Consider the following 19,457-nt stretch of genomic DNA (forward strand, 5'->3'; position numbering starts at 1 on the left):
AAAACCACCCAAACGCCTTGCCAGCCGCAGCTTGCTTGCCTATCGCTCCCGCGAGCATGCAAGGAAGGCGGAACGCAATGAGCAAGCCCGGCGCAAACGGACTGACCTATGCGCAGGCGGGCGTCGATATCGACGCCGGCAATGCCATGGTCGACGAGATCAAGCCGCTGGTGCGCGCCACGCGCCGGCCGGGCGCGGACGCCGAGATCGGCGGCTTCGGCGGGCTGTTCGACCTCAAGGCCGCCGGCTTCAACGATCCGATCCTGGTCGCGGCCAATGACGGCGTCGGCACCAAGGTGAAGATCGCGATCGAGAGCGGACTGCATTCGACGATCGGCATCGACCTCGTCGCGATGTGCGTCAACGACCTCATCGTCCAGGGCGCCGAGCCGCTGCTCTTCCTCGACTACTACGCCACCGGCAAGCTCGACCCGAAGGTGGGCGTCGAGATCGTGCGCGGCATCGCCGATGGCTGCCGCCAGTCCGGCTGCGCGCTGATCGGCGGCGAAACGGCCGAAATGCCCGGCATGTATGCCGAGAAGGATTACGATCTCGCCGGCTTCGCGGTCGGTGCGGCCGAGCGTGGCACGCTGCTGCCGCGCGAAGACCTGAAGCCCGGCGACGTGGTGTTCGGCCTGCCCTCCTCCGGCGTGCATTCCAATGGCTATTCGCTGGTGCGCCGCATCGTGGCGCTCAGCGGCCTCGGCTGGGAGGCCCCCGCCCCGTTCGACGGCAGCAAGACACTCGCAGAAGCCTTACTCGAGCCGACCCGCATCTATGTGAAGCCGCTGCTGCAGGCACTGAAGGCGACCGACGGCATCAAGGCGCTGGCCCACATCACCGGCGGCGGCTTCCCCGACAACATCCCCCGCGTGCTGCCCGAAGGCCTCGGCGTGGCGCTCGATCTGCCGGCGATCCCGGTCCCGCCGGTCTTCGGCTGGCTCGCCAAGATCGGCGGCGTCGCCGAGCGCGAGATGCTGCGCACCTTCAACTGCGGCATCGGCATGACCGTCGCCGCGCAGGCCGACAAGGCCGATGAGGTTCTCGCGGCGCTGAAGGCTGCCGGCGAGGCGCCGGTGAAGCTCGGCGAGATCGTGCCGGTCGCTGCCGGCGAGGAGCAGGTCAGCTATCGCGGCAAGCTCTCGCTGTGAGCACGGCTAACGCCCGCAAGCGCGTCGGGGTGCTGATCTCCGGGCGCGGCTCCAACATGGTTTCGCTTGCGGCAGCAGCGCAGGCGCCGGGCTATCCGGCCGAGATCGCGCTGGTCATCTCCAACATCCCCGACGTCGCCGGACTCGACCGGGCCCGCGGCTTCGGCATCGCCACGGCGACGATCGACCATCGCCCCTTTGGCCGGGATCGCGAGGCGTTCGAACGCGCCATGGACGAACTCCTGCGCGTCAACCAGATCGATCTGGTCGTGCTCGCGGGCTTCATGCGCATCCTGACGCCCTGGTTCGTGAAGCGCTGGGAAGGGCGGATGATCAACATCCACCCCTCGCTGCTGCCGCTGTTCAAGGGCACGCACACGCACCGACAGGCCCTCGAAGCCGGCGTCAGCGAGCATGGCTGCTCGGTGCATTTCGTCGTGCCGGAACTCGACGCCGGGCCGGTGATCCTGCAAGCGAAGGTGCCGGTCTTGCCCGGCGATGACGAGGAGACGCTGTCCAAGCGCGTCCTCGTCGAAGAGCATAAGCTCTATCCGGCGGCGCTGGCGGAGGTCGCGTCCGACCGCGCCAGGCTGGCGGGCGACGTCGTGATCCGGGCCTGATCGTCCCCGCCCTCGCGCTTGCAGCGCTCCCACTCCTCGCGCGCCCTCTCCTCCTCCTTCTGCCAGCGACGGAAGAGGTCGGCGCGGCGGGCGGGGTAGCGCTCCTCCAATGCGACGAGGCCAGTCATGCGGTCGGTGCGGAAATGGCGGAAGGCCTGCCGGAGCTCGCACCAGGCAACGACGATGCGCACGCGCTCGTAGAAGGTCATGCCAATCGGCCAGATCATGCGCTGCGTCGCGTGGCCGCTCTCGTCGCTGTAGTGGATCGAGAGCTTGCGACCGTTGCGGATGGCGGCGCGCACGGCGGCGACGTCGACCTGATCGACCGGCACGTCACCCGGGTAGGACGCTGCGAACAAGGCACCATCGAGCAGGATCGGCCGCAGATGCGGCGGCAGCACCGCCGCGACCTTGCTGACCACGTCCTCGGCAGCGCGCGCGAGCACCGGGTCGGCACGCTCGCTCAGCCAGCGCATGCCGACCAGCACGGCCTCGATCTCGTCCGGCGAGAGCATTAATGGCGGCAGGTCGAACCCGGCGTCGAGCACATAGCCGATGCCAGCCTCGCCGCGCACGGGGACGCCCTGGCGCACCAGCGCGCCGATGTCGCGATAGACCGTACGCACGGAGACATCGAGCTCGGAAGCCAGCGTCTCGGCGGTCACGGGGCGCCTGCGGCGACGCAGGCTTTGAATCATGTCGAGCAATCGTTCGGCGCGCTGCACGGCGTCGTCTCCCTACCCGGCCTCGTAGCTGAGGCACCATGGCCCAGCTACGGTGACAGCTTCTGTCAGGAGCGTGTCAGCAGCAAGGCGGGAGACGCAACGAGCGCCGAACGGGAAACCGGCCGCCATGCTCGGGCTTGCCCCGAGCATCTCTCATCGGATGAGGCCCCTGCGCCTCCTTCAGATCGAGATTCCCGGGTCTGCGTTTCGCTTCGCCCGAGAACGACGCCTCTAGAAAGCCGGACCGCCGTTCAGAACGGCCGCTTCAACTTGCACTGGTCGATGAAACGCAGGCCCTTCTCGCGGGCCGAATCGTTGAAATAACCGGTATCTCGGAACGCCTGGATCTCATCCTTGGTCATGGCGCTGACCGTGCCCTTGGCATAGCAGCTGCACGGGGTATGCACCGCTTCGCGGGTCGTGCCCAGGAGCTGCGACTGCGTGATCAGGCAGGCGTCGAAGGCGCGCAGCTGGATCATGTATGGGGTGAGGTTCTTCGCGGTCGGATCCGGCGGCGGCAGCGCCGTCGAGCTGCTAGCGGCATAGGCCGAGACGCTTGCCAGGAGCGACAATCCACCGGCCAGCACGACCGCACCCATCCGCCGCATCATCATGATTTCGTCTGCCCTTCGAGAACCGGGCACGTCGCGATCACCATGCTGCGCCCATGTTTCGGCATGGCCATAGAGCTAGGTCAACGTCAAGAGGACGCGCGGTCGTTTACTGCGGTTTTCAAGGATAGTGCTTCCGCTGCGACGTTTTCCGACTGAGTGTCGCCAGTAACCGACCGGACGCCGGGTTCGATTCCGAATTCCGGCTCGTCGATGACCGGCGCCCGGTCCGCCAGCTCGAGAAAAATAGCGGCGCAAAGCAGCCAGACGATCGCCACTTGCATAATCATCGCCGCCTCCTGCGACCTCGGGACATCGGAGCTTCCCGATGCGTGAGCCCACTCTGGCGGCGATCGATTAACGACCGGTTCCCGACCTCGGACCGTGACCGCTTCGCAGCCCGGCCGCAGGCGCCCCTTGGGGACCAGACCGGCAAAAAGAAAGCCAGCTTTGATCCAACATGTTGATATTCCTGAGATAACGAAAAACTCACCTTAACCGCGCATTAATCCCCTTCCCTCAGATTGCCCTCACTCAATCGTTCGGACGCACTGTCGCGTCGGAGTTCTGGACTATGCGTTGCGTTGCGTATCTGGCTGGTCTGGCGACCTGCCTTTCCCTCTCCCTGCCCGGCGGCGCCCAGGCACAGTCGAGAGACTATTCGACCCTCACCTCGCCCCAGCCGGCCCAGAACTGGTACCTGACGCTCGGCGCCGGCGTGCGCTATCAGCCGGACTACACGGGCTCTGACGACTACGTCTTTCGCGCCCGGCCGATCATCTCACTGGGCAAGGGCCTGAAGAGCACATGGTGGAGCGCCGAGGACGATGCGATGCTGAGCATCGGCGTCTTCTCCGGCCAGGGCTGGCGCATCGGCTTCTCGGGCGATCTGCTCTGGAAGCGCAATGCCAAGGTCAATCCCGCGCTCGTCGCCGTGCCTGCAACCAAGTTCGGCGCCGAGGCCGGCGGCTTCGTCGAATTCTACCCGACCTCCTGGCTGCGCGGCCGTGTCGATGTGCGCCGCGGCATCGTCGCCCATGACGGCGTCGTCGCCGACTTCAAGCTCGACGCCTTCTCGACGATCGGCCCCTGGACGCTGGGCGCCGGGCCGCGCATGCGGATCGCGTCCGCCGACTACGTGCGGACCTATTTCGGCACCTATGGCGCGATGCCCGGCACGGGCGGCTTCCTGCAGCGCTTCAACGCCGGCGTCCACACCGTGGGCGCGCTGGCACAGCTGACCTATAGCTGGTCTGATCAGCTCAAGACGACGGCCTATGTCGAGTACCAGCACCTCGTCGGCGACGCCGCACGCTCTCCGATCGTCAGGCCGTTCGGCTCGCGCGACTCGATCACCATCGGCCTGTCCGCGAGCTATTCCTTCGATACCGGGACGAACTACTCCTTCGGTCTCTGATAGGCGGCGAGCGTCGGGCCGGCCTGGCGGGTCCGACCGGCAGCTCCAAAGAAAAAGGCGGCCCCGAAGACCGGGCCGCCTTTCTGCTTTCGCAATCGACTGGCGGCTGCGCTCAGCCGACGATCTCGTTGCCCGAGAAGAACTGGGCGATCTCGACCGCCGCCGTCTCCGGAGCGTCCGAGCCATGCACCGTGTTCTCGCCGACCGACAGGGCGAAGAGCTTGCGGATGGTGCCCTCGGCGGCGTTCGCCGGGTTGGTGGCGCCCATCACGTCGCGATAAGCGGCGATGGCATTCTCGCCTTCCAGCACCTGCACGACGACCGGACCCGAGGTCATGAACTCGACGAGCTCGCCGAAGAAGGGGCGCGCCGAGTGCACGGCGTAGAAGGTCTCGGCCTGAGCCTTGGTCATCTGGATGCGCTTCTGCGCGACGATGCGCAGGCCGGCCTTCTCGATGACCGCGTTGACCGCGCCGGTGAGGTTGCGCTTCGTCGCGTCGGGCTTGAGAATGGAGAAGGTACGCTGGACAGCCATCGAGAGATCCTTGGATGGGGTGCAAAAAAGGGGAATGCGGCGCGCTTATAGCTGCCGCCTCCCGGCCCCACAAGGCTCGTGGCCGTGCTGCTCTCAGTGCCGCGTGAGGAAGGCGCGGGCTTCCCGCAGCGCTTCGGCGATCTGTTCACGCGTCATCTCAAGCGCCAGCTCCTGCCGATGCGCCGCCGCCCGGGCAGAACCACGGGCAAAGGCGACGTTGAACCATTTCTGCGCCACGACGAGATCGACGGCTCCTGCCCGCCCCGACGCATGCATGAGGCCGAGCTCGCAATAGGCCTCGGCCGAAACCTCCGCCGGGATCACCAGGGAAGCGGGGACTGCGCTCATCTCCATGCGTGCCATGACACCACCCTCTTGTCTTTGTGCCAGCCACCCGTCCAGGGCCCCGGCCGATGCCTGCGAGACTGGGCCCGACCTTTAAAATGCGAGCTAAATTTTGCGATGAATCGAGTCTCAACGAAACGTAATCGCCTGGTTAAAACAACTGAAAATTCACCTCGCGACCCCGAAAACGGAAACGATTTCAAAGACCTGACGACCCCGCCACACACGCCGCATTGAGATTCGATTCACCTTGCGCGAAGGCAAGCGCCGAAACCGCCTTCCGTAGCGGCAGCTTGAGCAATGCCGAAACGCCGATATAGTTCATATCTGAACCATACAGTCATAGCTGGTCGGACGAAGGAGGATCGGATGAAGGACGGGACCGGATCGAAGCGCGCGGCGCTGGCCGCGCTCGGCTTGCTGGCAGGCGTCGCGACGGCAAACGCCCAGGAAGTCGTCGGCCTCTGGGAGCGTGATACGGGCGCCTCGCGCGTGCGCTTCAGCAAATGCGGCGAAGCGCTCTGCGGCTCGCTCTCCTGGCTCAAGGACCAGAACGGCCCGGCCAAGGTCGGCCAGCGCATCTTCTACGACATGAAGCCGAACGGCGAGAACAAATGGAGCGGCAGCGCCTTCAACCCGGAGGACGGCAAGACCTATTCCGGCACGATGACGCTCTCGGGCAATTCCCTCACCACGGCGGGCTGCGTCATGGGCGGGCTGATCTGCCGCTCGGTGAAGTGGAATCGGGCGAACTGAGCCCTGCCGTCATGCTCGCCCTTGTGGCGAGCATCCACGTCTTGAACGCTGCTTTCGATCTGCCGAGACGTGGATGGCCGGGACAGGCCGACCATGACGCCTTCGCTTCAACGAAAGGATCGCGCTTGGCTCAGCGCGCCCTTTGACCGAAGAGGATCGCCTTTTCTTTAGGGGTGCTGATGCCTGCGGGGTTCCGCAGCTCTTCCGCCGCTTTCAGCCCGCGCTGGACGGCGGGACGCGCCTGCATGGTTTCCAGCCAACGCGCGACATTCGGAAACTGCTTGAGATCCTGCCCTTGCTTCTCCCAGCCACGCGCCCAGCCGATGCAGGCCATGTCGGCGATGGAGTATTCGCCGCAGATGTAGCCGCGGCCTTCAAGGCGCTTGTTGAGGACGCCATAGAGCCGGTTGGCCTCGTTGGTATAGCGCTCGATCGCGTAGGGAATCTTTTCCGGCGCATAGATGCGGAAATGATGGGTCTGGCCGAGCATGGGGCCGAAGCCGCCCATCTGCCAGAACAGCCATTCATCGACCGCGACGCGGGCGCGCTCATCCTTCGGATAGAACTTGCCGGTCTTGCGGCCGAGATATTGCAGGATGGCACCCGACTCGAAGACGGAGATCGATTTGCCGTCCGGTCCGTCGGGGTCGACGATCGCAGGCATGCGGTTGTTCGGGGAGATGGCGAGGAATTCCGGCTTGAACTGGTCGCCCTTGCCGATGTTCACGGGAACGATGTTGTAGGGTAGCCCGCATTCCTCGAGCATGATGGTGATCTTCCAGCCGTTCGGCGTCGGCCAGTAATAGAGGTCGATCGGCTTGGCGGGCGCTTCGGACATCAGTCTCTTCCTTCCTGGCGTGAGGCCTCGGAAGCGAATTTAGGGGCGGCACCGCACGCCCGGAAGGGGGAAGGGATTGCCTCCCACGCGACCGCGCCATGTGCTGTCGGCGTGTAACCTTTTCAGTTTCCGAGCTGCTTCTTGAAGCCCTCATGGCTCTGGTCAAAGCCGAGGTTGCGGTAGAAGCGATGGGCATCGATGCGTGACTTGTTCGAGCTGAGCTCGATCAGCCCGACACCGCTTTCTTCGGCGAAGGCGAGCGCGTGCTTGATCATCACGGCTCCGATGCCGAGGCCGCGGCTCTCCGGCGCGACGTGGACGCTCTCGATCTTGCCGCGCCTGCGTTCGCGCGCGATCAGCCCGGGGATCAGTGTGACCTGAAAGGTGCCGACGACCGCGCCCGCCCGCTCGGCGACAAAGAGCGCATTGTCCTTGCTGGCATCGATCTCGGCGAAGGCTTCGCCATATCCGGGATGCTGCGCCTCGGCCCGGATTTCCTCCGGCGTCATCGTCGGCGCGGCGGCACCGAGCATGATGAGTTCGGCAATGCGGGCCACATCGGCCGCACGAGCGCGGCGAATGGTGATTTCGGCGGCGGAGACAGGCGTCCGGGTCATCGCTTCGGCTTTCGGCTCAGGCTGTGGCGGTCTATGGCGGCGGCGGGATGGGCTTACTCGACGAAGAGGCGCTTCGCCATCAGCAGCGTGTTCGGCGTATCCTCACGCCCGTCGAAACGGGCCTGGCGCTGCAGGAAGAAGCCCATGCGCTCATAGAAGGCGATGGCCGGCTCGTTCTGGCTTTCGACTTCCAGGCGCGCGACCGGCGCCTTCGGAAAGCAGGCGAGCGCGACCTGCAGCAGCGTCCGCCCGATGCCGACGCCTTGCCAGACCGGCAGGACGTAGAGCCGCGTCAGCAGGGCCGCGCCGTCGCGCTCCTGCCGTGCCGAGGCGGTGGCGACGACCTCCTCGCCGATCAACGCGACGAGGAAGATCCCCTCGTCGCGGCCAAGCTGGTTGTGCAGGTTCTCCAGCGAATGCCAGGCATTGGTGATCTCGGCGACGCGCTGCCAGCCATAGATGCCGTCATAGGTGGCATGCCAGGTCTCGACCAAAAGCGCCCTGACCGCCGGGACATCGGCGGCTTCGGTATCGCGGATGACGAGACCTGCGGGCGTCACGGGGCATTCCTTCGCAGACGCGCCAAGCCTTCACCCCACGTCGCGGGAATCGCCTGCGCCGCAGGAGCCTAGAGCATCGCGAGAAGACGTGCGAACCGGCTTTTTCGCATCGGCACGGACGGAGTGTCGACAAGCGATCGCGCTTTCGCATGCGGACCGTCCCGCGCTGGAACAGCAACAGGCCGAGATTCCGCTCGCATAGGTCAGAGGGCCGACTGCGCGACAGGCGACACGCGGCCGCAGAGAGCGACTTGGTTCTGATCTTTGGAGGGTGCCAGCGCGTTGATGATGCAATCGAATTCCTGATCGATTTCACAAGATCGTCAATTGCTCAGAAGCCGCCCGCAACACTAACCACTCCACCCAGGGATGACGGGCAAGAAATGGTCGACAAGACCACGGAAGCGGCTTGAGACGGCCGCCCCGATATCCAACGCCGGGAGGGCGCTGAGGAGGGAAACAGCAACAGGCCAAATGGCCGAAGAGGGGATTTCGCAATATGAAGCTGACGAGACGCACATTCACCCGGGGGCTGACCCTCGGGGCCTTGACCTGCACCGAGATCGTATCGCCTGCCATCATCGGGTCCGCCCGAGCGCAAAGCATCACCTCAAACCGGCCGGATATCCGGCGCGGCACGTACCTTATCAGCAACGGCGCGGTGATGACCGTCGACCCCACGCTCGGCACGCTGCCGAAAGGAGACGTCCTGGTCCGCGAGGGCGTTATCGAAAGGATCGGCCAGGGGCTCGAGGCACCCGGAGCCGAGATCATCGACGCCAGCGATATGATCGTTATGCCCGGCCTGATCGATACACATTACCACATGTGGAGCGCGCTCGGTCGCAACTTTCCGGGTGACAACGGCTTCAGCTACTTTCCCGCGAAGAACGCCATTTCTCCGTACCTCTCGCCGCAGGATGGCTACAACAGCGTCATGCTCGGGCTGGCCGAGCTCGCCAACAACGGCGTCACTACGGTCCATAACTGGTCGAACAATACCCGCTCCGCCGCTCATGCCGATGCCGAGCTGACGGCGCATCGCGACTCGCTGCTTCGGGCGCGCTTCGCCTACGGGCATGCCGATCTGCTGGATGCCACCAAGCCCTTCGCCTATGACGACATCCTGCGCACGCGGGACAAGTGGTTCGGCGCCGGCTCACAGATGGACGGGCTCGTCCATTTCGCGGTCAACCTGCGCGGAATGGGTCCGAGCAAGCCCGAGACCTTCCACGAAGAGATGCAATGGGTGTTGAAGAACGGCCTGCGCGTAGCCACCCATGCCGGCCAATCGCCGCCGAACCTCAACAATGCCGCCGATTTCGAGCAGCGCGGCTATCTCGGGCCCAACTTCCTGTTCTGCCATTATGTGCCCGGCACCGAGGCGGATTTCGAAGTCCTGGCGCGGACGAAAACGCCTCTCAGCTTTGCGACGATATCGGAAATGCGGCTGGGGCGCGCCGGTGACTACCGTGCTGCTCTCATGCTCATGCGCAAGGCCGGCGTGATGCTGTCGCTCTCGGTCGACGCGAGCCTGATCGGCACGCCGAATATGTTCGAGATCATGCGCACGACCTGGAATCTCGGCGTTCCCTGGCAGGGCACGCCATCGGCCGGCCAGAAGCCGATCGAATTTGCCGAGGTGATCCGGATGGCCACGATCAACGGCGCGACGGCCCTCGGCCTGGGCGATGTCACGGGCTCCCTCACCCCCGGAAAGCGGGCCGACATCATCCTGCTGCGGACGAGCGACCTCAACATGGCGCCGCTCGGCCAGATCGAGACCACGATCGTGCAATCGGCCGATCCGTCCAATGTCGATACGGTCATGATCGACGGACGCATCGTCAAGCGCGCCGGGCGCCTGGTTGGCTATGACGTTGCCAAGATCGTCGCCGACGCGAAGGACTCCGCCCGCAAGCTGCGCAAGCAGGCCGGCGGCGTCCTGCTGCAGACATGCCCGGACTGCGGCTGAGCCGGAAAGGCGGGAGCGCCCACAGGCGCTCCCGCATCCAGCTCACTCGATGCCGAGCTTCTTCTTCAGGATCTCGTTCAGCGCCTGCGGATTGGCCTTGCCCCCCGAGGCCTTCATCGCCTGACCGACGAACCAGCCCAGCATGGTCGGCTTGGCCTTGACCTGCTCGACCTTGTCGGGATTGGCGGCGATCAGGTCGTCCACCGCCTTCTCGATGGCGCCAGTGTCCGTGACCTGCTTCATGCCGCGAGCCTCGACAATCGCGCGCGGCTCGCCCCCCTCGGTCCAGAGGATCTCGAACAGATCCTTGGCGATGCGCCCCGAGATCACGCCCTCTCCGATCAGGTCGACGAGGCCGCCGAGCTGGGCGGCCGAGACCGGCGAGGTCGTGACGTCCTGGCCTTCCTTGTTGAGGCGGCCGAACAGCTCGTTGATGACCCAGTTCGCCGCAGCCTTGCCGTCGCGTCCCTTCGCCACCGCCTCGAAATAATCCGCCTGGTCGCGCTCGGCGACGAGCACCGAGGCGTCGTAAGGCGAGAGCCCGTAATCCGCGATGAAACGGGCCTTCTTGGCGTCGGGCAATTCGGGCAGCGCGCCCTTCAGGCTCTCGACGAAGGCGTCGTCGAATTCGAGCGGCAGCAGGTCCGGATCGGGGAAGTAGCGGTAGTCATGCGCCTCCTCCTTGGAGCGCATCGAGCGCGTCTCGCCCTTGCCGGGATCGTAGAGGCGTGTCTCCTGGTCGATGGTGCCGCCATCCTCGATGATGCCGATCTGGCGGCGCGCCTCGGTCTCGACCGCCTGGCCGATGAAGCGGATCGAATTGACGTTCTTGATCTCGCAGCGCGTGCCGAGAGCGTCGCCCGGCTTGCGCACGGAGACGTTCACGTCGGCACGCAGGTTGCCCTTCTCCATGTCGCCGTCGCAGGTGCCGAGATAGCGCAGGATGGTGCGCAGCTTCGAGACATAGGCCTTCGCCTCCTCCGACGAACGCAGGTCCGGCTTCGAGACGATCTCCATCAGCGCCACGCCCGAGCGGTTGAGATCGACGAAGCTCATCGTCGGATGCTGGTCGTGGATCGACTTGCCGGCATCCTGCTCCAGATGCAGCCGCTCGATGCCGACGGTGATCTGCTCGGTCGGCGAGAGATCGACCACGATCTCGCCCTCGCCCACGATCGGGCTCTTGTACTGGCTGATCTGGTAGCCCTGCGGCAGGTCCGGATAGAAATAGTTCTTGCGGTCGAAGACCGAGCGGTTGTTGATCTGCGCGTTCAGGCCGAGGCCGGTGCGCACGGCCTGGCGAACACATTCGGCATTGATCACCGGCAGCATGCCGGGCATGGCAGCGTCGACAAGGCTGACATGCTCGTTCGGCTCGGCACCGAAACCGGTCGAGGCGCCGGAGAACAGCTTGGCATTGGAGGTGACCTGGGCATGGATTTCCATGCCGATCACGACTTCCCAATCACCAGTCGCGCCCTTGATCAGCTTCTTCGGGTCGGCGGGGCGGGCATGCGCATTCATCTGTGATCTTCCGGCTGAAATGGTCGCCTACGCGTTACGATGTCGGCGGGCTTGCGGCAAGCGTCCGTTGCTTCGCAGGGCTGCCCTGAAACTCGGCTGCATGGTGCAGTGCCGTTGCGCTCCTGCAACCAAATGGCAGGAATATGATCTATGTGGCGCAATATCGCGCAATTTGACGGGTGATGGATCTTGACATTCGTCAGTCATCATCCCTTTTTGCGCCAAAGGCCGCAAAATCCGCTATGTTGCGCAGGCCCGTCATTCGGAGTTCCGTCATGTCACGCAGCCGTTTCATCGGCCTGGTGCTCACCGCTGTTGCCATGTCGACCGGCCTGACCTCGTTCGACGCTGCCGCCCAGGGAGCTCCGCCGGCCCCTCCGGTTCAGGTCGCGCCCCCTCTCGCCAAGCGCATCACCAACTGGGATGAGTTCACCGGGCGTTTCGAAGCGAGCGAACAGGTGGAAGTCCGCGCCCGCGTCTCCGGCTTCATCGACAGCGTGCACTTCCCCGACGGCTCGCTCGTCCAGAAGGGCGATCTGCTCTTTACCATCGATCAGCGGCCTTACAAACTGGCCGTCGACGTGGCGCGCGCCGAGGTCGCTCGCGCAAAGGCGCAGGTCGAGCTGTCGCAGAACGAGGTCGATCGCGCCGAGGGCCTGACCCAGAACCGCACGATCACGGCCCGCGACGTCGACCAGCGCCGCGCCAACCTCAACAGCGCGGTCGGCTCCCTGCAGGGAGCCGAGGCCAATCTCAAGAACGCCGAGCTCAACCTCGAATGGACCGAGGTGCGCGCGCCGCTTGCCGGGCGCATCTCGAACCGCCGCGTCGACCCGGGCAACCTGATCGCCGGCGGCCAGTCAGGCGCCACGCTGCTGACCACCATCGTCGCCGTCTCGCCGATCTACTTCACCTTCGATGTCTCGGAAGCCGACTTCCTGCGCTACTCCCGCATGGCCAGCCTGCGGAGCGGCTCGGACAAGGATGCCGGCGTGCCTGTCGAAGTGAAGCTGTCGGACGAGACCAAATGGGGCCGCCGCGGCAAGGTCAACTTCGTCGACAACGCCGTGAACGCACGCTCGGCCACGATCCGCGGCCGCGCCGTTTTCGACAACAAGGACCAGTTCCTGACGCCCGGCGTGTTCGGCCGCCTGCGCTTCTTCGCCGGCGAGGCCGATGCGCTGCTCGTGCCCGACACCGTGATCGCCTCGGACCAGGCCCACAAGATCGTGCTGACGGTGGGGCCAGATAACAAGGTCGTGCCGAAATCGGTCGAGCTCGGGCCGATCAGCGAGGGCCTCAGGGTCATCCGCTCCGGCCTGACGCCTGAAGACAAGGTCATCATCGGCGGCAACGCCAATCCGATGGTCCGTCCCGGCGTCGCCGTCACGCCTCAGCCGGGCGAGATCAAGGTCGCGACGACGAACTGAACGCGTCCCGCACCGGCTCTTCCAACGCCGGTGCCCCGCTTCCCGGGCCGTCACGGCCCGGCACTGAAACACGGGCGCCACCGGGCGTCCGCCCGCCTTTTCCGGACAGGACGTTTCCATGTTCCGCTTCGCCCATTTCTTCATCGACCGGCCGATCTTCGCCACCGTGCTCTCGGTGCTGCTGACGATCGCCGGCGCCATCGCCCAGCGCGGCCTGCCGATCTCGGAATATCCCGAGATCGCCCCGCCGACCGTCTCGATCACCGCGACCTATCCGGGCGCCTCGGCCGAGGTCGTCGCCGCCACGGTGGCGACGCCGATCGAGCAGGAGGTGAACGGCGTCGACGACATGCTCTACATCACCTCGCAATCGACCGGCGACGGGCGGGTGACGATCAACGTCGTGTTCAAGGCCGGCGTCGACATCGACCAGGCACAGGTTCTGGTGCAGAACCGCGTTTCGCAAGCGGAGCCGCGCCTGCCGCAGGATGTGCGCCAGCTCGGCCTGCAGGTGCGCAAGGCCTCGCCCGACTTCCTGATGGTCATCAACATGATCTCGCCGGACGGGTCGCGCGACGCGCAATACATCTCGAACTACGCCTCGCTCTACGTGAAGGACGTACTGACGCGCGTCGACGGCGTCGGCGACGTGCAGGTCTTCGGTGCGCGCGACTTCTCGATGCGCATCTGGCTCGATCCGGCCAAGGTCGCGGCACGCAACCTGACGGCAGGCGATGTGGTGGCAGCGCTCAGAGCAGCGAACGTCCAGGTCGCGGCAGGCGCGCTCAACCAGCCGCCGGCAAAGTCGGACGAAGCCTTCCAGTTCTCCGTCAACACCCTCGGCCGCCTGACGGATGTCTCCGAGTTCGAGAACATCGTCGTACGCTCCGATGCCGATGGCGGCACGATCCGGGTCCGCGACATCGCGCGCGTCGAGCTCGGCTCGCAGGATTACACCACCAACGCCTATCTCGATAACAGGAACACCGTCGCCATCGGCGTCTTCCAGCGGCCGGGCTCGAACGCGCTCGCGACCTCGGACAAGCTGATCTCGACGATGAACGAGATGGCCAAGCAGTTCCCGACCGGCCTCGAGCATCGCATCATCTACAACCCGACCGAGTTCATCGGGGAATCCGTCGACGCGGTGGTGCATACCCTGCTCGAAGCGATCGTGCTCGTCGTGATCGTGGTCATCCTGTTCCTGCAGACCTGGCGCGCCGCGATCATTCCGATCGTCGCGATCCCGGTCTCGCTGGTCGGCACCTTCCTGGTGATGAGCGCGGTCGGCATCTCCTTCAACACGATCTCGCTGCTGGCGCTGGTTCTCGCCATCGGCATCGTCGTCGACGACGCGATCGTGGTGGTGGAGAATGTCGAGCGCTACCTTGCCGAGGGCCTCACGCCCAAGGAGGCTGCGCACAAGACCATGGACGAGGTCGGCGGCGCACTGCTCGCGATTGCGCTCGTGCTGTGCGCGGTGTTCATCCCGACGGCCTTCATCAGCGGCCTGCAGGGCACCTTCTACCAGCAGTTCGCGGTGACGATCGCAGCCTCGACGGCGATCTCCTGCTTCGTCTCGCTCACACTTTCGCCGGCGATGTCGGCGGTGCTCCTCAAGGCGCACAAGAAGCATGACCCGAACGAGCAGCACGGCTTCTTCTACAAGCTGGGTGCACCGGTCCGCTGGTTCTTCCACTATTTCAACGCCGGCTTCGACTGGCTGTCGCGGACCTATGGGCGCGTCACCTCGCGGCTGATCCGCATCGCGGTGATCCTGCTGATCGTCTATTCCGGCCTGATCGCGGCGACGGTCTGGGACATCCGGAGGACGCCGACCGGCCTCGTGCCGCAGCTGGATCGCGGCTATTTCATCGCCGTGCTCCAGCTGCCGCCTGGCTCCTCGCTGCAGCGTACGGACGCTGTGCTGCGCAAGGCCAACGAGATCCTGCTGTCCCGCCCCGGCGTGGCTCATACCGTCGCCTTCGCCGGTCTCGACGGCGCGACCTTCACCATCGCGCCGAATACCGGTGTCGCCTTCGTCACGCTCGCGCCGTTCAAGGACCGCGAGAAGCAGGGGCTGACGACGCAGGGCATCTTCGCCGATCTCCGGCAACAGATGTTCGGCATATCGGAAGCCTTCACCCTGCTGATCGAGCCGCCTGCCATCCCGGGCATCGGCACCGGCGGCGGCCTGAAGGGCTATGTGCAGGATCGTGGCGGGCGCGGGCTTACGGCGCTCGAAGGCGCGGCCTGGATCGTCGCAGGCTCGGCCGGGCAGGTTCCGGGCATCCAGCAGCCCTTCACGCTGTTCTCGACCAAGACGCCGCAGATCTACGCCGATATCGATCGCACCAAGGCGGAGATGCTCGGCGTGCCGATCACGCGCATCTTCGAGACGCTGTCGATCTATATGGGCTCTGCCTATATCAACGACTTCAACCTGCTGGGCCGGACTTATCGCGTCACCGCGCAGGCGGATAACCCCTTCCGCCTGACCACGCGCGACGTCGCCAATCTCAAGACGCGCAACGCGGATGGCGAGATGGTGCCGATCGGCTCGATCGCATCCTTCCACGACACGACCGGCGCCTATCGCGTGCCGCGCTACAACCTCTATCCGGCAGCCGAAGTGCAACTCTCGATGGCGCATGGCTACTCGACGGGACAGGGCATCGCGGCGGTCGAGAAGATCGCGGCGGAGCGGCTGCCGGCAGGCTTCGGCTTCGAATGGACGGAGATCGCGCTGCAGGAGAAGCTCGCGGGCAATACGGCGATCATCGCCTTCGGGCTTGCGGTGGTGTTCGTCTTCCTGCTGCTGGCAGCGCTCTATGAAAGCTGGCTCCTGCCGCTCTCGGTCATCCTTATCGTGCCGATGTGCATCCTGGCCGCGATGTTCGGCGTGAACTACGCCAATCTCGACAGGAACATTCTCGTCGATATCGGCCTCGTGGTGCTCGTCGGCCTCGCCGCCAAGAACGCGATCCTGATCGTCGAGTTCGCAAAGCAGGCGGAGGAGGAAGGCATGCACCGCCGCGACGCTGCGATCGCCGCCGCCCGGACCCGCCTGCGGCCGATCCTGATGACCTCGATGGCCTTCATCCTCGGCGTGCTGCCGCTGACGATCTCGGTTGGCGCCGGTGCCGAGATGCGCCAGGCGATGGGCATCGCGGTGTTCTCCGGCATGCTGGGCGTCACCTTCTTCGGCCTGATCTTCACGCCGGTGTTCTATGTGATGGTGCGCTGGCTGGCGGAACTCGGTGGCAAGAAGCGCAAGGCGCAAGCCGCTGCACAGCAGCAGCCGACCAGAGCGCATGGCTGAAGGTGACGGCGGCGGCTTTCCAAGCCGCCGCCCTGCCCCCGACTGCAGACACGAAAAAGGGCCGCTCGCACGGCCCTTTTTATTTTTCCTGAGGCATCATTCTCGGGCGGAGCCAAGCGCTGGCCCGAGAATCTCACGATGAGAAGGCGAAGAGCCTCCTTCGGCCCGAGATGCTCGGGTCAAGCCCGCGCATGACCGCGGGCGCCCTCAGCCCCACCAGCGCTCCGAAACCGGGAAGCGGCCGGCGGCCTGCTCGATGACCTCGCCGAGCGAGAACAGCGTCTCCTCATCGAAGGGGCGGCCGATGAGCTGCAAGCCCAGCGGCAGGCCCTGAGCGTCGAGGCCGGCAGGCACGGCGATGCCGGGCAGGCCCGCCATGTTCACGGTCACGGTGAAGACGTCGTTGAGATACATCTCGACCGGATCGGCCGAGCCCTTCTCGCCGATGCCGAAGGCGGCCGAGGGGGTCGCCGGGGTCAGCACCGCATCGATGCCCTGCGCATAGACGGTCTCGAAGTCGCGCTTGATCAAAGTGCGGACCTTCTGGGCACGCAGGTAATAGGCGTCGTAGTAGCCGGCCGAGAGGACGTAGGTGCCGATCATGATGCGGCGCTTGACCTCGGCGCCGAAGCCGGCAGCGCGGGTCTTCTCATACATCTCGACGATGTCCTTACCCTGCTCGCGCAGGCCGTAGCGGACACCGTCATAGCGGGCGAGGTTCGAGGAGGCCTCGGCCGGGGCGACGATGTAATAGGCCGGCAGGGCGTATTTCGTATGCGGCAGCGAGATCTCGACGATCTCGGCGCCGGCGGCCTTGAGCCATTCGATGCCCTTCTGCCAGAGCGCATCGATCTCGGCGTTCAGGCCCTCGAGCCGGTACTCCCTGGGAATGCCGATCTTCATGCCCTTCACGGAGCGGCCGATGGCGGCCTCGTAGTCCGGCACCGGCGCGTCGACCGAGGTCGTGTCCTTCGGGTCGTGGCCGGCCATGGAGCGCAGCATCACGGCGCAGTCACGCACGCTCTTGCCGATCGGCCCGGCCTGATCGAGCGAGGAGGCGAAGGCGACGATGCCCCAGCGCGAGCAGCGGCCATAGGTCGGCTTGATGCCGACCGTGCCGGTGAAGGCGGCGGGCTGGCGGATCGAGCCGCCGGTGTCGGTCGCGGTGGCTGCCAGGCAAAGGTCGGCGGCAACGGCCGCGGCCGAACCACCGGAGGAGCCGCCCGGCACGAGGTGATTGCCCTCGACAGCCCCGCCCTGCCCCGCGCCGACATTGGAGCCCTCACGGCGCCAAGGGTTCACGACATTGCCGAACGCCGAGGTCTCGTTCGACGAGCCCATGGCGAACTCGTCATTGTTGAGCTTGCCGAGCATCACCGCGCCGTCGCGCCAGAGCTGGCTCGATACGGTCGACTCATAGGCCGGCACGAAATTGCCGAGGATGTTCGAGCAGGCCGTGGTGCGCACGCCCTCCGTGGCAAAGAGATCCTTGATTCCGAGCGGCAGGCCTTCGAGCGGGCCCGCCTCGCCCTTGGCGAGCTTCTCGTCGGAGGCGGCCGCCTGCTTCAGCGCGTGCTCCGGCGTCTCCAGCACATAGGCGTTGAGGGCGCGGGCCTTCTCGACGGCGGCGATATGCGCCTTCGTCAGCTCGGTGGCGGAGAAGGTCTTGGCTTTCAGGCCGTCGCGGGCCTCGGTCAGCGTCAGGCGGGTGAGATCGGTCACGGTCGATATCCGATTGAATTCAAGTCGGCGGAACCGTCATTGCGAGGAGCGCAGCGACGAAGCAATCCAGGAGCGGCAGCACTCGAGGTCCCCCGGGATTGCTTCGCTCACGCTCGCAATGACGGGGAACGATAACGCGCCCTACTCGATGACTTTAGGCACCATGAAATAGTTGTCCTCGGAAACCGGGGCGTTGGCGATGATCGTATCGGCGATCTCGCCGTCGTTCACCACGTCCTCGCGCTGCTTCATCGCCATCGGAGTCACCGAGGTCATCGGCTCCACGCCATCCACATTCACCTCGTTCAACTGCTCGACGAAGCCGAGGATCGCGTTCAGCTCCCCTTGCAGCTTGGGCAGATCGGCCTCCGGCACGGCGATGCGCGCGAGATGCGCGACGCGTTTGACGGTGGCGAGATCGACCGACATGGCGGACTCCTGGACAGGGCGCGGATCACGCGCGGAAAACGGTTCGCCGCGCTATAGCGCGGCGAACGGGCAAACGTAAATCAGCATTGAGCGATCAGGCCGGTTTCTCCGGCTCAGATCGCGAAAGCCTCGCCCTTCTTCGGCAGGACGACCTCGATGCCACTGCCCCGCATGCCGGCAACGAAGGTGTCGGCGTTCTGGTCGATGATCGGGAAGGTGCCGTAATGGCTGGGGATCGCGACCTTCGGCTTGACGAAGCGGGTCATGGCGAGCGCGGCGACCTTGCCGCCCATGGTGAAGCGGTCGCCGATCGGGCAGATGCAAGCCTCGACGCCATGGATCTCGCTGAGCAGCGCCATGTCGGAGAAGATGTCGGTGTCGCCCATGTGCCAGAGCGTCTTCTCGCCCCTGGCCTTGATGATCGCGCCATTCGCGTTGCCGACGGGGACGTTGACACCGCCCTCGCCCATGCCGGCCGAGTGATCGGCCCGGACGAGCGTGAGGCTGAACGGGCCGAGATCGACGGTGCCGCCGGTGTTCATCGGGCTGAAGTTCTTCAGCCCCTGCGAGGCCAGATGCATGGCGAGGTCGTAATTGGTGATGACCGTCGCGCCGGTCTTCCCGGCAATATCGAGCGTGTCGCCGACGTGGTCGCCATGGCCGTGGGTGACGACGATATGGCTGACGCCCTTGGAGATCGCCGCGACGTCGCCCTCAAAGGCTGGGTTCCCGGTGAAGAACGGGTCGATCAGGATGGCAGCGCCGTCGATATCGACGCGGAAGGCGGAGTGGCCGTACCAGGTGAGTTTCATGCGAAGGCTCCGGGCTTTCGAGATGCCGGCCCCTATCTAGGCCGATCCGAGCCGCCGACCAAGTCGAC

Annotated in this window: 19 protein-coding genes; 7 read left to right on the plus strand and 12 right to left on the minus strand. The window is 65.4% G+C overall.

Features of this window, described 5'->3' with window-relative positions; translation table 11 throughout:
• Positions 1 to 77 precede the first annotated feature (77 nt).
• Both purM and purN read left to right on the plus strand, forming a co-directional pair.
• On the plus strand, positions 78 to 1,151 hold the full coding sequence (gene purM, locus AC1DDA_RS01675) for a phosphoribosylformylglycinamidine cyclo-ligase (RefSeq protein ID WP_476794369.1): 1,074 nt from the start codon (positions 78 to 80) through the stop codon (positions 1,149 to 1,151).
• Positions 1,148 to 1,771: a phosphoribosylglycinamide formyltransferase gene (gene purN / locus AC1DDA_RS01680; protein ID WP_476794370.1), complete on the plus strand. Its 624-nt coding sequence runs from the start codon at positions 1,148 to 1,150 to the stop codon at positions 1,769 to 1,771. Before purM ends, purN begins: the two co-directional genes overlap by 4 nt.
• On the opposite strand, the gene AC1DDA_RS01685 is transcribed toward purN, so the two are convergent.
• The 3 genes from AC1DDA_RS01685 to AC1DDA_RS01695 all read right to left on the minus strand — a co-directional run bounded on the left by AC1DDA_RS01685 (position 1,699) and on the right by AC1DDA_RS01695 (position 3,397).
• Positions 1,699 to 2,496: a helix-turn-helix transcriptional regulator gene (locus tag AC1DDA_RS01685; RefSeq protein ID WP_476794371.1), complete on the minus strand. Its 798-nt coding sequence runs from the start codon at positions 2,494 to 2,496 to the stop codon at positions 1,699 to 1,701. The genes purN and AC1DDA_RS01685 overlap by 73 nt on opposite strands.
• A gap of 251 nt (positions 2,497 to 2,747) precedes the next feature.
• Positions 2,748 to 3,095, minus strand: a complete 348-nt coding sequence (locus tag AC1DDA_RS01690; protein WP_476794372.1) for a hypothetical protein — start codon at positions 3,093 to 3,095, stop codon at positions 2,748 to 2,750.
• 101 nt (positions 3,096 to 3,196) lie between these two features.
• Positions 3,197 to 3,397 (minus strand): hypothetical protein, encoded by a 201-nt coding sequence (locus AC1DDA_RS01695; RefSeq protein ID WP_441511334.1) that lies wholly within the window; start codon positions 3,395 to 3,397, stop codon positions 3,197 to 3,199.
• A 284-nt stretch (positions 3,398 to 3,681) separates the two neighbouring features.
• Here AC1DDA_RS01695 and AC1DDA_RS01700 point away from each other — a divergent pair, with 284 nt between their 5' ends.
• A complete protein-coding gene (locus AC1DDA_RS01700) occupies positions 3,682 to 4,524 on the plus strand; it encodes a MipA/OmpV family protein (protein ID WP_441511333.1) in 843 nt (280 codons plus the stop codon).
• Between the two features lie 112 nt (positions 4,525 to 4,636).
• On the opposite strand, the gene ndk is transcribed toward AC1DDA_RS01700, so the two are convergent.
• Positions 4,637 to 5,059: a nucleoside-diphosphate kinase gene (gene ndk / locus AC1DDA_RS01705; RefSeq protein ID WP_441472111.1), complete on the minus strand. Its 423-nt coding sequence runs from the start codon at positions 5,057 to 5,059 to the stop codon at positions 4,637 to 4,639.
• A gap of 93 nt (positions 5,060 to 5,152) precedes the next feature.
• A complete protein-coding gene (locus AC1DDA_RS01710) occupies positions 5,153 to 5,422 on the minus strand; it encodes a sel1 repeat family protein (protein ID WP_441511331.1) in 270 nt (89 codons plus the stop codon).
• A gap of 351 nt (positions 5,423 to 5,773) precedes the next feature.
• Between AC1DDA_RS01710 and AC1DDA_RS01715 the strand changes: the two genes are divergently transcribed.
• Complete coding sequence (locus AC1DDA_RS01715; RefSeq protein WP_441511329.1) at positions 5,774 to 6,160, plus strand: DUF2147 domain-containing protein; 387 nt, start codon at positions 5,774 to 5,776, stop codon at positions 6,158 to 6,160.
• 130 nt (positions 6,161 to 6,290) lie between these two features.
• Here the strand turns inward: AC1DDA_RS01715 and AC1DDA_RS01720 are convergent, their stop codons facing one another.
• From AC1DDA_RS01720 to AC1DDA_RS01730, 3 genes are all read right to left on the minus strand, one after another.
• On the minus strand, positions 6,291 to 6,998 hold the full coding sequence (locus AC1DDA_RS01720) for a glutathione S-transferase N-terminal domain-containing protein (RefSeq protein WP_476794373.1): 708 nt from the start codon (positions 6,996 to 6,998) through the stop codon (positions 6,291 to 6,293).
• Between the two features lie 122 nt (positions 6,999 to 7,120).
• Positions 7,121 to 7,615 (minus strand): GNAT family N-acetyltransferase, encoded by a 495-nt coding sequence (locus AC1DDA_RS01725; RefSeq protein WP_476794374.1) that lies wholly within the window; start codon positions 7,613 to 7,615, stop codon positions 7,121 to 7,123.
• Between the two features lie 53 nt (positions 7,616 to 7,668).
• Positions 7,669 to 8,175 (minus strand): N-acetyltransferase family protein, encoded by a 507-nt coding sequence (locus AC1DDA_RS01730; protein ID WP_476794375.1) that lies wholly within the window; start codon positions 8,173 to 8,175, stop codon positions 7,669 to 7,671.
• 664 nt (positions 8,176 to 8,839) lie between these two features.
• On the opposite strand from AC1DDA_RS01730, the gene AC1DDA_RS01735 reads away from it, so the two are divergent.
• On the plus strand, positions 8,840 to 10,150 hold the full coding sequence (locus tag AC1DDA_RS01735; RefSeq protein WP_476794376.1) for an amidohydrolase family protein: 1,311 nt from the start codon (positions 8,840 to 8,842) through the stop codon (positions 10,148 to 10,150).
• A 42-nt stretch (positions 10,151 to 10,192) separates the two neighbouring features.
• On the opposite strand, the gene gatB is transcribed toward AC1DDA_RS01735, so the two are convergent.
• Positions 10,193 to 11,674, minus strand: a complete 1,482-nt coding sequence (gatB, locus tag AC1DDA_RS01740; RefSeq protein WP_476794377.1) for an Asp-tRNA(Asn)/Glu-tRNA(Gln) amidotransferase subunit GatB — start codon at positions 11,672 to 11,674, stop codon at positions 10,193 to 10,195.
• Positions 11,675 to 11,949: 275 nt separating this feature from the next.
• On the opposite strand from gatB, the gene AC1DDA_RS01745 reads away from it, so the two are divergent.
• Positions 11,950 to 13,104, plus strand: coding sequence for an efflux RND transporter periplasmic adaptor subunit (locus tag AC1DDA_RS01745; RefSeq protein WP_476794378.1), 1,155 nt, complete (start codon positions 11,950 to 11,952; stop codon positions 13,102 to 13,104).
• Between the two features lie 118 nt (positions 13,105 to 13,222).
• Positions 13,223 to 16,426 (plus strand): efflux RND transporter permease subunit, encoded by a 3,204-nt coding sequence (locus AC1DDA_RS01750; protein WP_441511322.1) that lies wholly within the window; start codon positions 13,223 to 13,225, stop codon positions 16,424 to 16,426.
• Positions 16,427 to 16,633: 207 nt separating this feature from the next.
• On the opposite strand, the gene gatA is transcribed toward AC1DDA_RS01750, so the two are convergent.
• From gatA to AC1DDA_RS01765, 3 genes are all read right to left on the minus strand, one after another.
• Complete coding sequence (gatA, locus tag AC1DDA_RS01755; RefSeq protein WP_441511321.1) at positions 16,634 to 18,148, minus strand: Asp-tRNA(Asn)/Glu-tRNA(Gln) amidotransferase subunit GatA; 1,515 nt, start codon at positions 18,146 to 18,148, stop codon at positions 16,634 to 16,636.
• A gap of 141 nt (positions 18,149 to 18,289) precedes the next feature.
• Entirely contained in the window at positions 18,290 to 18,577 is a 288-nt protein-coding gene (gene gatC, locus AC1DDA_RS01760; RefSeq protein ID WP_441511320.1) for an Asp-tRNA(Asn)/Glu-tRNA(Gln) amidotransferase subunit GatC, read from the minus strand.
• Positions 18,578 to 18,690: 113 nt separating this feature from the next.
• Positions 18,691 to 19,389: a metal-dependent hydrolase gene (locus AC1DDA_RS01765; RefSeq protein WP_441511319.1), complete on the minus strand. Its 699-nt coding sequence runs from the start codon at positions 19,387 to 19,389 to the stop codon at positions 18,691 to 18,693.
• Positions 19,390 to 19,457: the final 68 nt, after the last annotated feature.

This window comes from Allobosea sp. 10N428 (assembly GCF_056394545.1).